This is a genomic window from Bacillus sp. FSL L8-0193, assembly GCF_037976065.1.
Classification (GTDB): Bacteria; Bacillota; Bacilli; order Bacillales; family Bacillaceae; genus Bacillus; species Bacillus paralicheniformis.
In genome coordinates, this window is the sequence record NZ_CP150261.1 from 2,164,815 (window position 1) to 2,176,220 (window position 11,406).

Below are 11,406 nucleotides of genomic sequence, written 5' to 3' on the forward strand. Positions count from 1 at the left end.
GCGCCGCGCCTTCTGCCAATCCATTGGTATTCTTCAAAAAATAGCGGCGTCGTGCCAACCTCTTCTTCGATCATACGGCTGAGAAGTGCCGTTCCGCTCATGACTTCTCACGATCAGGCAATGAAACAGATAAAGCTGCACGAGCGCCTTTTTTAAATCCGGCTGATTCCGGGCCTTAGTCCCAATCATCCAAAACAGGCGGCCCGGTTAACTAAAGTCCCTCCATGCGGCAGGTTCTCTTTTACGCCCTCTTCCTCCAACGATCGACTTTACATGATCCCTGTTTCTTCGGACATCTGATTGTTTCTGCCTGGCATGTTTCATAAGGCTTACAGATCCAAGAGTGGCAAGAAAAACACATAAAACAACTGCAACTGAATATAAATCAAAATCGAGAAAGATTTTCACGAGACTATACGAAATGACAAGTGAAAAAACCGGTGAAACAACCCATACTTTCATTAACTTCAAAATAACGCTTTTACGAAAAATTGCCCTTCCCTTTTCAGAAAGGCCAATCCCAATGATGCTGCAAGTCGTAATCTGGGTTTGCGGCACGGGAATGCCAAATAGCGAAGCGCCGATGACTAGGGACGCACCGAGTCCGGAAACACATGACCCTTGCAAAAGCGAAAACTCGGTGATTTTTTTCCCATTCGTCTCAATGACTCTGCTTCCAAGGCAAATGGCTCCGATAGCCACGAACAGTCCCCCAAGAAACGTTCCGCTGCTGACTGACAAGAGGCCTGCTCCAACGAGAGGTCCGACGGAATTCGCGACATTGTTCATTCCCGCCGAAAAGGCTTCTAAAAACCCGGTTAAAATCACTAGTGCGGTGAGCAGCCGCGCCCATTTTTGCTGTTTAAGCCACCGCAGCCTCTTCTCGGCTTTTTTCAGCAATTGTCCAATGAAAAAAGCGAGAAAAAAAGCGGCAATCGGAATGATCAGCCAATACATGACGATCACCAACAGCTTATCGGTAAATACCGCTTGAAATGCGACGCCGACCCCGACAATCGAGCCGACCGTCACCTCGCTGGTTGAAAGGGGAATCCCCGCGATGTTTGCAATAAACAGCGAAATCGCAGATGCTCCGAGGATAATCACGACAATATGCACATTGAGAATAGACGTGGGGATAATGCCTGAACCGATTGTTTTCACAACCTCTCCTCCGCCTATCATGGCGCCCAAAAATACACCGATTCCGCTGATCCACAAGGCCGCCTGCCTTTTCCGGACGGCACCTGCGCCATACGCTATTCCCATTGAAGCTGCTGCTCCGCTCGCTCCTATGTTCATGGCAAAAAACAAAGCGATAATGAATGCCAAAATGGTAATCGTCATCTTTTACCCAGCTCCTACCGGAATTGATGCAGCCCGCATTCTGTTTTTTCCTGACGGGCCCACCTTCCCGCTCTTAAATTGCCGCCGTCTGCCACGGGAGACGTACACACCTCACAGCCGATGCTCGGATAATCTTGATCATGAAGCTTGTGATACGTCAGCTGATTCAGCTTAATGTAAGTCCAGACATCTTCCCATGTCCAGTGAATAAGGGGGCAGATTTTAATCAGTTTAAAATTGTCGTCCTTGTTGATATAACGGACATGTTTCCGTGTTTCCGACTGCTCCCGCCTCAGCCCGGTCATCCATGCCTCCATCCCTGACAGATGCTCTCTGAGCGGCTCGATCTTGCGAAGGCGGCAGCAATGGTCCGGATGGCGTTTCCAAAGTTCGCTGCCATAGCGTTTTTCCTGTTCTTCAAGCGAGAGGCCGGGTTTTAAAAAGCGAATCGACAGACCGGGATAGCGATCTTTCACTTCATTGATAAGTTCATATGTTTCCGGAAAATGCAGTCCTGTATCTAAAAACACGATGTCCGCTTCTTTCACAACTTTTGAAATCAAGTCGATCAAAACGATTCCTTCCGCGCCGAAACTGCAGGCATAAACAATTTTTTGATACGTGCTGTACGCCCATTTCAAAACGTCCATCTCGCCGCTGAAGGTATCCATCACCTCTTCAGAAGCTTTTTCATTCCATGTGTGATACGTTAAAACATCGTTCATCGATTTTCCCCCAATATGTCCTAAAGGTTAGTTTTCTTACCCCCTGATACGAAACATGAACTGAAAGAACATATAGGCAGATTATTCACTTTTTAAACTAAATGTGATCTGGAAATTGTTATGATTTCAGCAATTTTGTGAATATCTGAAAGACCCGGCGCGCCAAATTGAAATAAACCGATTCATATCAGTCAATCATTACATCTGTCTTGCGGCATTAAAATAAAAACTGGCGGTGAGAGATCCGGATTTGATATACTGATATATTTTCTAAGATTAAGTAAGGGCTTCGCGTATCTGTCGCGGGCCTTCTTTTTACGTCAGTTTTCATTGTGAAGAACTAGTGAGGAACCATATGAAAGGACGGCGAATATACTTACTTTGACTTCACAAAATGGATAGATACCTAGTTGAGAAGCAAGTCAGGAGATGAGAGGCTAACATGCTGCCTAATGGGAGGTGGACGAAGATCACTCCTTGCCGAACGGCAACACATGAATGGGAGAAACGATAAACGGGAAAAGGTGAATTCTTATTGTGACAGCTGAATAATGGCCGACAGACATTTACCTAAAAGTATGAAAGATACAGCAGATTGTGAGGGGTAATCAATGATTTCATCTGAACTGATACTGCCCGACAGGCAGCTTAAACCAAGATTAAAAGGGATCACCATCCTGATTGATAACGGGGTTCCCTTGAACTTTTTTAAAGATACGATTCACGGAGCGGCAGATTATATAGATTTTGTGAAATTTGGATGGGGAACATCTTTAATTACGAAATATTTGGTTGAGAAAATCGATTGTCTGAAGCAAAATGACGTTCAATTCTTTTTTGGCGGAACGTTGTTTGAGAAGTTTTTAAGCCAGGATAAAATTGAAGATTACTATCGCTACTGCAAATTATATGGATGTCGTTATGTGGAAATATCAAACGGAACGGTCCGTCTCTCTAATAAAGATAAAGCAAGCTTTATTTCCGATTTTTCGAAAGAGTTTCACGTGTTCAGCGAAGTCGGCAGCAAAGACAGCGCCCTCAGCAGTGAGCTCGAGTCAGCCGAATGGATCGATTACATCCTCGAAGATCTTGAAGCCGGGGCCGAGAAAGTGATCACGGAAACGAGGGAAAGCGGCACGAGCGGGCTGTGCAAAAGCGATGGAGAAATGCGGTCCCAGCTTATTGAGGAGATCCTTCATTCCGGCATCGCTTCAAGGGATTTAATTTTTGAAGCGCCGACGAAACAGCTGCAGACGTGTTTCATTGAAAAAATCGGTCCTGACGCCAATTTGGCGAATATACCGTTTCAGGATGCCATTCCGCTTGAAACGCTGAGACTGGGACTTCGATCAGATACATTTTATTTATATGATTAGGGTCGTTTGAAAAGCGGCCTATTTTTTATTGCGGAAACTGGCGATAGGCATCAATAACGGACGGAAGCGAATCTGATAAATCGCATCGATGATCCTCGTAGAAATCCACTGGCAGATTAGAGCTTGGATAACGATTCCCCAGGCGATGACAGACGCCGTCAAAAGGAAGATGAATGCGTTCATCATAAACAGCGCCGTTCCCGGTTTTCCACCGCGGTAAATCGATATCATTAAAGCCAGGGCGCCAAAACCGCCGTTAGAAATATTGTATTTATATAGCAGTCCAACCCCCGTCCCCAAAAGGACGGATCCGTAAAATAAATCCAGCCAGATATTGTTCGTCGTCATGAGGGGCATGCAGGATTCGAAGATCTGCACCGAAACGGACGTCATGGTAATCGCCCCCATCGTCCCGAAGACCGTTACGGGTTCAAGCCATTTAACGGCCGTTAAAAGCAGCGAAAAGTTGACAGCCCAGACGGTTAATCCGTGCGGAACCTGAAACCAAAAATTGAGCAAAACAGCGATGCCGGCTGCGCCCCCTGAAGGAATATGGTTCGGAAACAAAAACAGCGCCATGCCGAGACCCTGTAACACGCTGCCCAGCACGATAGCATGTACGATTTTGAGCTTTCTTCCCATACGGATATAATCCCCTTTAAAGAAACTTGTCCTCTTCCTACTATATGTAAGGGGAAATGAAAAATATCACATTTTTTCGAGTTGGCGCTTTCACATGTAAGACGAGCCGTCCCATCCATACGCTTCTACGAGCTCTGTATCGATTTCGATTTTGTCCGGGACTTGAATGTATCCGTCTTTTATGCTGACGGGCACGAGTTTTGTGAACGGATTCTCCATCGCATCCCATTCGAGCGGTTCGATATCTTCTCCGTCCATTTTGCTCCAAGGCGGCAGACAGGCTTGTCCGAAAACGGCGTACATTCTTGAAAGTCCGCCGTCATAGCTGTGGGGAGAAACCCTTTTTCCGAAATGCCTGGCGAGCTTCAGAACGGTTTGAAAATCGTCTGTGCCGTCACAGTGCATAACATCGGGTTGAGCAATATCGACTGCGTTCTCCAGAAAAATCGGCAAAAACGGTTTTGCGCCTTTTACATTTTCTCCTCCGGCAACCGGAACAGAAAGCGCTGAACGCAGCATCCGGTATTCAGCGGGAACGTCAAACGGCATGGGCTCTTCAAACCAAAGCACGTTGCCCCAGGCGGAAAACCACGTTTCCCACTTCCGTGCGGCGGCCTGGTCATAACTCTGGTTGGCATCGAGTATCAGTCGGGTGTTTTGGCCTGTCATCTCCTGGAACGCCTGAATATGCGCCAAGTCTTCGGAAAACAACTTGCCTCCCGCTTTCAGCTTGACGGTTTTAAATCCGGACCGCACGGCCTTTTCGACGAGCCGGAGGGAATGGCGGCTCCAATCGGGCCTGTCTGAATATGATTGAAATGAGGCATAGACCGGGATCTGCTCCCTCAGTTTTCCTCCCCATAATTCACATACCGAAAGGCCTGCTTTTTTCGCCGTAATGTCCGTTAAAGCCATGCTAACGGCAGCTGCGGCCCGCTGATGCCACTTTTTGATGACGGTGACAAGCTCCGTGCGATTGCCCGCTTCTTTTCCAATTAAGTAAGGAATGATCCGTTTTTTAAAGCCCGCATCCAAAGCAGGCAGCCAATCCGCACATTCTCCCCATCCCGACAGGCCTGAAGCTGTCGTGATCCGAATCAGGTAGCACGTTCTGTAGCTTTTCAATCCGTTCGCATCGCCGTAAGGGGAGGAAAGCCTGTGGAACAGCGGAAATGTGTCAACCTTTTCAATGCGCATATTTTTTCTCTTCCCTCCTATCTTGCGTCAGCAGGCTGCAGCCCCTTCTCCCCTTTTTTGGTGTCTTCCTTTTTGACATGAATCATCGTCAGCACCAACACACCGACGACTAATGTCAGGCCCGCAATCGACATAAACATGCCGAGTTTCGACCATTCCATCAGCCTCCCGAAAATCGGCGGACCGATCGCGACTCCTAAAAATCTGACCGATCCGTACAGCGATGTCACAAAGCCGCGCCTCTCTTTTCCGACAGCCCCGGTTATGAAGCTGTTGACACACGGCAGAACAAAGCCTGTACCGATGCTGCTGATGACAAGGATCGAAATAAAAGGAATGAGCGCGGAGAAAAAAGACAGTGTGCCGTAGGAAACCGTAATCAGAGCGAGCCCGATAACCATCATTTTTTTCATCAGCTGCTGATTTTGTCCGATTTTGCTGCCCGTAATATATGATGTTGTACACATGACAAGCAGAGGGATCGCCAAGATCAGACCTTTCTTTACGCCGTCTGTATGAAATTCTTTTTCCAAAACATCAGATAAGTAAAAGAGGATGCCAAACAAAGTAAACAAACAGACGGCCCCTGCGAGATATGCGGTGAAAAGCCATCTGCCCTCATGTTTAAAAACGCTTGTCAGCCCTTTCACATATTTTCCGAGAGGCGGCGGATCTTTTTTCTTGTCTTTTTCTTTGATAAAAATCCAAGTCAAAATGATCGGTGCAATACAGAAAGCAGGAAATGCAAAAAACACCCAAAACCAAGCGATCAATGCTATCAATGATCCTAAAATCGGAGACAGCACTTTTCCGAAGCCGTTCGAGGCTTCAACGAGACCGAGCACCCGGCTTTCTTCAGATCCTTTAAAAAGGTCTCCTGTCAGCGCCATTGCGATCGGCGCTGTACCGGCTGCTCCAAGCCCCTGCAGTCCTCTCCCGAAAAGCACCCACGGGAAAGCGTTCGCAAAGGTCGTCGATGCAAATCCTGCAAGAATCCCGCCGGCCCCGTAAAGGAACAGGCACGGAATAATCACCACTTTCCTTGAGAAGCGGTCCGCCAAGTAACCCAGCAGCGGAATAAAGAGCGCTGCAGTAATCGAAAACACGGTAATGACAAGGCTGACTTGAAATTGCGATAAATTGAGTTCAGATTTCATCTTCGGCAAAATCGGAATCAGCATCGAATTTCCCAACGTCATAATCAATGGGATCGACCCGATCGCGACAACCGTCATGCCAGAGGTTTGTTTTTCTGTCATAAATTTGTACATCCTTCCTTATTCAAAATGAACTGTAAAAGTTAAGTAATCCGTTTGATCCGTCATCAACTGAACTTCGTTTCCGGCCGTTTTTCAGGTTCGCGCCGGCCGAGCCGTTCCGTATATAAATCGATATCCACCGCATACCTCGGCCTTCTTTTCACTTCGGTGAAAATCGTTCCGATATATTCGCCGATAATGCCGATCCCCATCAATTGCAAACCGCCCAAAAACCATATCGAAATGATCAACGAAGCCCAGCCAGCATTCGTGTAGCCGAGCAGCTTTTGAATCATTGCATATATACCTGCGATACAGCTTAGGAAAAATAAGAAGAAGCCAATCAGGGTAAAAAAACGGATCGGAGCGACACTGAATGACGTAATCCCGTGAAAAGCGAAAGACAGCATTTTTTTCAGCGGATATTTCGTTTCTCCAGCCAGCCGCTCTTTTCGGTCATAGAACACTTTGGCCGACCGGAGGCCGATCAGGGGCACCAGACCGCGCAGAAAAACATTTGCTTCTGCATAGCGGCTGAGCTCTTCAAGCGCCCGTTTATTCAAAAGCCGAAAATCGGCATGGTTATCGACCAGCTGGATGCCGAGCTTATTCATGATCCGGTAGAACCATGCGGCTGTTGTTCGTTTAAACCATGTATCCGTTTTCCGGCTGCGGCGTACGCCGTAGACGATTTCATAGCCTTCATGATATTTTTCGATAAACCGGCGAATTGCCGAAATGTCATCCTGAAGGTCGGCATCGATTGAAATAACGCAATCCGATTTTTGCTTCGCTTTATCTAGTCCGGCTAAGAGAGCTTTTTGATGTCCCGAATTACGGGCCAGCTTCAAGCCTGTCACATAGCGGTTTTTTGTGCTTTCCATAGCAATCAGCGGCCATGTGCGGTCCGTCGATCCGTCATCGACAAATAAAAGCTTGCTCTCTGCAGAGATCAGCTTGTCTGCTGTGAGATCATCCAATACCGCAGTCAGCTGTTTTGCGGTTTCGGCAAACACGTCCTCTTCGTTATAGCAGGGTATGACGATTGTCAGCAAAGGCTGTTGAAGATTCAATTTGCTTCCTCCTTATCGATGCTTATTTCGCTTCATATACATAGATGTTCCAAGCGGACTGCGGGTGGCTGAACCGCTTTAAAAACGCCAGCTTGTTTTGTTCTGCATTCATAATCGGAACCGAAGAAAAAATATATCGCCCCCCCATTTTTTTGAACGCTTCAGTGTTCAATTCGAGGTTCGTGATTTTTTTCTTCGTGCTCTTTTTGAACGCGTAATGTTTTCCGAGCTCGTCAACAAACAAGTAGCAGCGGCTCCCCCACTCATCGAAATAGCGTTTCAAGACCGGATTTTTATCAAGCTCTTTGGCGATGATTTTCCGGAATTGATACTTGTACTTCAGCGGATAAATATTGGCATACGTATCAAGTGTGTAAAAACCGTTATACTGCGCAATCGCGGGATGCAGGCCGATGCTCGCCACCCGGTAGGAATCGGGAGACCGGCCGATGAACCGTTTGATCTGTTTGAACTGATCTGATGCATAAAATTCCCGAAAGGTCGGGGCATGGTGGTATGCGCCGTAAGTCAGCTCTTCATGAAACGGTATAAGCACGAACAGCTGGGCGACCAGCGCGGCATGGACGAAGCGCCGCCATCTCTTCCCCATTTTCCACAATATGTAGCATGCAACTGCAAAGCTTGCGTATATCACAAGAGGGCGCAAAAAGTGAAAACGCGCGAAATTGAATGCCGAAAGCAGACTGATCTTTTCCTTGGGAAGCGCCCACAGCTTGTTGAACCAGAGGGCATACCATAAAGAAAGCGCATAATTTAAAATGAATAAAAAGATGAACAGCTTTTCTTCTCTTGGCCGCTTTTTTCGTTGTCTCGCAACGACGAGCCCAAAAGTGAGCACAATCAAAGGCAGGATCACCGCCGTATGGACGGTCATGACATGATTGTGGCCGAGCACGAAATTTTTAAATGACAGCCGAAACGAATGAAGGATGTCATGCCTGGATGAAATAAATTCAACCCGATGCATCGTTTCGCCTGAAGCGAAAACCGAATAAACAAGCCGGTATTCTATCGCCAGAAAAATGCCCGTCATGAGAGCGATGCTTCCGAGAAAGCGAAGGTTAAAGCTGCGCTTTGAAACCAAATCATAAAGCCAAATCAGTGAAACGGCTGCTAGGAAAAAGAAGAAACCGAGCACAAAGCTTGAGTAAAGCGGCAAAAGCGCAAGGGTCGCCCATTCTTTCCATGAGTCTCTTCCTGCCCTGATGTTTAAAAAAGCCCATAAAGCTAAAGGATGGCCAAGCGTGCTGAGCATTCCCGAAGGCCAAAAGGGTGTCAGGGCAAAAGCAAGTGATACCGCGATTCTGATGAAATACGCTTTTTCATCGCGAATCAAATGGCTTTTCAGCAGCAGGTACATCCCGACAAAGGCAAACACCCTCGTGATCGTTTGGCTTATAGCGTATGCGGTCATCGAGGGAAACAAGGCATGAAGCCAGACAATGCCGCTCCATTCCGTTCCGTAAGCATCCCGCGGCAGTCCGTTGATGATTTGCGGAATAACGGCTTTAACACCGCCGAGCAGTTGACCGCTTTCCGCCAGCACCTTATACCATGCAATGTTGGAATCCAGGTTGTCATGCACGCGGATATGAGCGTCTTCATTTAATATGTAAAGCGGAAGGACATAGAGAAGAATGACACTGAATGCGAAAATTAAATATCGCTTTTCCTTGCTGGTCTTTTTGACGAATAACGACACGAATACCACATCCAATTTTGTTCTCTTTTGGAAATATAGAGCTTTTATCATATCGCTGTTATTATTCGTGGAAGCGTTTTGAAAAATTCATCAAAATGAAAAAAGCTGTCTGTTTCACCAGACAGCTTCGCTTTACCCATTACCAAGGGTACGGGTAGTAAGGGTAGTATGGATAAAAAGGAAAGAACGGATAGAAGAATGGATACGGATAAAACGGCGGTCTCGGTCTAGGGCGCGGTCTTGGCCGCGGATAGGGGTAGCCGCCGTAGCCGCCATAAGTAAAAGGCTGCTGTCTATCCGCATCCGTCCAGTCATCTTGATATTGATAAGTTTCTTCCACTGTTATAGCCTCCTTTATTGCGTTGCATACTTTAGGTTATGTTATATACCATTAAATGGAGTACGTACACAATTTTTTTATCATTGCCTTTGTATAAATTCGAACAAATAACGATATGGCAAGTCGAATCAGCAGGTGAATATTGTGAAGCAAACAAAAAAACAGCCTGCCCTGTCAACCTAAAGAAGGTCGCAGGACAGGCTTTATTTATATGATGTGAAAACCCCTTTGTTTTATGGCAGTACAGAACTTCCCATTAAATATTTGTCAACCTCACGGGCGACTTCGCGTCCCTCGTGAATCGCCCAAACGATCAGGCTCTGTCCTCTTCTCGCATCCCCTGCTGCGAAGACTCCATCGACATTCGTTTTAAATTCCCCGTATGCTGCGTCAACTTTATTTCTCACCGTATTTACCCCGAATTGTTCAAGCAGCGGCTGTTCCGTTCCTTCAAAGCCGATAGCGATAAAGACATATTGAGCAGGCCATACTTTTTCCGTGCCCGGAATTTCGTGAAACTCAAATTTTCCTTGATCATTCTTTACTTTTTTCATTTGAATCGTATGCAGTTCTTTCAAATGGCCGTTTTTGTCTGCGACTAGCTTTTTCGTTTGGATCGAATATTGTCTCGGATCGCTGCCGAATGCTGCTTGCGCCTCTTCATAAGCATAGTCCAGTGAATGGACATGCGGCTGTTCAGGCCACATATTTTCGGCGGTTCTTGTATCGGGCAGCTTCGGATGTTTGCCGAACTGGACGACGCTTCGCGCTTTTTGGCGCAAGGCCGTTGCAACGCAGTCTGCTCCGGTATCTCCCCCGCCGATGACGATGACATCTTTATTTTTCGTATTGATAAACTGTTTATCTTTAAAATTCGAATCGAGCATGCTTTTTATAGTGCCTGTTAAATAGTCCATGGCAAAGTGGACACCTTTTGCTTCCCGGCCTTCAATCAAGAGATCGCGCTGTTTTTGGGCTCCTGTGCAAAGGATAACCGCATCGTACTGTTCTTTTAGCTCGTCGGCTGTAATATCTTTGCCGATTTCCGTATTGGTGACAAAGTCGATGCCTTCCTGCGTCAATAGTTTGATGCGGCGTTCGACAACGCTTTTTTCAAGCTTCATGCTTGGAATGCCGTACATTAACAGGCCGCCCGGGCGGTCGCTGCGCTCGTAAACAGTGACCGAATGCCCCGCTTGATTCAATTGATCGGCGCTTGCCAGACCGGCAGGCCCTGAGCCCACGATCGCGATTTTTTTGCCGCTCCGTTTTTTCGGAATCCGCGGCTGAATCCATCCGTTTTCAAATCCTTTGTCAATAATCGTCCGTTCGATCCCTTTGATGGATACGGCCGGGTCGGAAATCGCCACCGTACAAGAGCCCTCGCAAGGCGCCGGACAGACCCGCCCCGTGAATTCAGGGAAGTTGTTTGTCTTCAGAAGGCGGTCAAGCGCTTCTTTCCACCTTCCCTTGTAAACGAGGTCGTTCCATTCAGGGATTAAATTGTGTATCGGACATCCTGACGTATAACCGCCTATATCCATGCCGATTTGGCAAAAGGGGGTGCCGCAGTCCATGCAGCGCGCTCCCTGTCTTTTTGATGCTTCCTCAGAAAATGGAGACGAATATTCGTTCCAGTCATTTATCCGTGTGAGAGGATCGCGTTCAGCAGGCTTTTCCCGCTTGAATTCCATAAATCCTGTTGCTTTGCCCATTTTCCCCTC

At 47.1% G+C, this 11,406-nt stretch carries 10 protein-coding genes; 1 reads left to right on the top strand and 9 read right to left on the bottom strand.

Translation table 11 applies throughout. The annotated features are described in order from the left end of the window. Positions 1–207: 207 nt before the first annotated feature. Positions 208–1,347: an inorganic phosphate transporter gene (locus MHH76_RS10770; RefSeq protein ID WP_023855744.1), complete on the bottom strand. Its 1,140-nt coding sequence runs from the start codon at positions 1,345–1,347 to the stop codon at positions 208–210. Positions 1,348–1,361: 14 nt separating this feature from the next. Beyond that, positions 1,362–2,072 (bottom strand): phosphoadenylyl-sulfate reductase, encoded by a 711-nt coding sequence (locus MHH76_RS10775; protein WP_020451712.1) that lies wholly within the window; start codon positions 2,070–2,072, stop codon positions 1,362–1,364. Positions 2,073–2,683: 611 nt separating this feature from the next. Between MHH76_RS10775 and MHH76_RS10780 the strand changes: the two genes are divergently transcribed. Next, complete coding sequence (locus MHH76_RS10780; protein ID WP_020451713.1) at positions 2,684–3,448, top strand: phosphosulfolactate synthase; 765 nt, start codon at positions 2,684–2,686, stop codon at positions 3,446–3,448. Between the two features lie 18 nt (positions 3,449–3,466). Here MHH76_RS10780 and MHH76_RS10785 read toward each other — a convergent pair whose 3' ends face one another. The 7 genes from MHH76_RS10785 to gltD all read right to left on the bottom strand — a co-directional run bounded on the left by MHH76_RS10785 (position 3,467) and on the right by gltD (position 11,397). Continuing rightward, the gene (locus MHH76_RS10785; RefSeq protein WP_020451714.1) at positions 3,467–4,090 is read right to left on the bottom strand and encodes a YitT family protein; all 624 of its coding nucleotides are present in this window, start codon (positions 4,088–4,090) and stop codon (positions 3,467–3,469) included. A gap of 90 nt (positions 4,091–4,180) precedes the next feature. Beyond that, the gene (locus MHH76_RS10790) at positions 4,181–5,287 is read right to left on the bottom strand and encodes a mandelate racemase/muconate lactonizing enzyme family protein (protein WP_043054332.1); all 1,107 of its coding nucleotides are present in this window, start codon (positions 5,285–5,287) and stop codon (positions 4,181–4,183) included. Positions 5,288–5,304: 17 nt separating this feature from the next. Next, a complete protein-coding gene (locus MHH76_RS10795) occupies positions 5,305–6,546 on the bottom strand; it encodes an MFS transporter (RefSeq protein WP_020451716.1) in 1,242 nt (413 codons plus the stop codon). Between the two features lie 65 nt (positions 6,547–6,611). Beyond that, positions 6,612–7,619 carry a glycosyltransferase family 2 protein gene (locus MHH76_RS10800; RefSeq protein WP_026579598.1) on the bottom strand — a complete coding sequence of 336 codons (1,008 nt, stop codon included), beginning with the start codon at positions 7,617–7,619 and terminating at the stop codon, positions 6,612–6,614. Positions 7,620–7,641: 22 nt separating this feature from the next. Beyond that, positions 7,642–9,342, bottom strand: coding sequence for a DUF6044 family protein (locus MHH76_RS10805; RefSeq protein WP_230631866.1), 1,701 nt, complete (start codon positions 9,340–9,342; stop codon positions 7,642–7,644). Between the two features lie 139 nt (positions 9,343–9,481). Further along, on the bottom strand, positions 9,482–9,682 hold the full coding sequence (locus MHH76_RS10810; protein ID WP_020451719.1) for a hypothetical protein: 201 nt from the start codon (positions 9,680–9,682) through the stop codon (positions 9,482–9,484). A gap of 233 nt (positions 9,683–9,915) precedes the next feature. Continuing rightward, complete coding sequence (gene gltD / locus MHH76_RS10815) at positions 9,916–11,397, bottom strand: glutamate synthase small subunit (protein ID WP_020451720.1); 1,482 nt, start codon at positions 11,395–11,397, stop codon at positions 9,916–9,918. Between the last annotated feature and the right edge of the window lie 9 nt (positions 11,398–11,406).

What these genes read in the sequence shown, in the direction of transcription:
- MHH76_RS10775 (WP_020451712.1), bottom strand. Translation starts at nt 2,072, where the DNA reads ATGAACGATGTTTTAACGTATCACACATGGAATGAAAAAGCTTCTGAA.
- MHH76_RS10795 (WP_020451716.1), bottom strand. Translation starts at nt 6,546, where the DNA reads ATGACAGAAAAACAAACCTCTGGCATGACGGTTGTCGCGATCGGGTCG.
- gltD (WP_020451720.1), bottom strand. Translation starts at nt 11,397, where the DNA reads ATGGGCAAAGCAACAGGATTTATGGAATTCAAGCGGGAAAAGCCTGCT.
- MHH76_RS10770 (WP_023855744.1), bottom strand. Translation starts at nt 1,347, where the DNA reads ATGACGATTACCATTTTGGCATTCATTATCGCTTTGTTTTTTGCCATG.
- MHH76_RS10785 (WP_020451714.1), bottom strand. Translation starts at nt 4,090, where the DNA reads ATGGGAAGAAAGCTCAAAATCGTACATGCTATCGTGCTGGGCAGCGTG.
- MHH76_RS10790 (WP_043054332.1), bottom strand. Translation starts at nt 5,287, where the DNA reads ATGCGCATTGAAAAGGTTGACACATTTCCGCTGTTCCACAGGCTTTCC.
- MHH76_RS10780 (WP_020451713.1), top strand. Translation starts at nt 2,684, where the DNA reads ATGATTTCATCTGAACTGATACTGCCCGACAGGCAGCTTAAACCAAGA.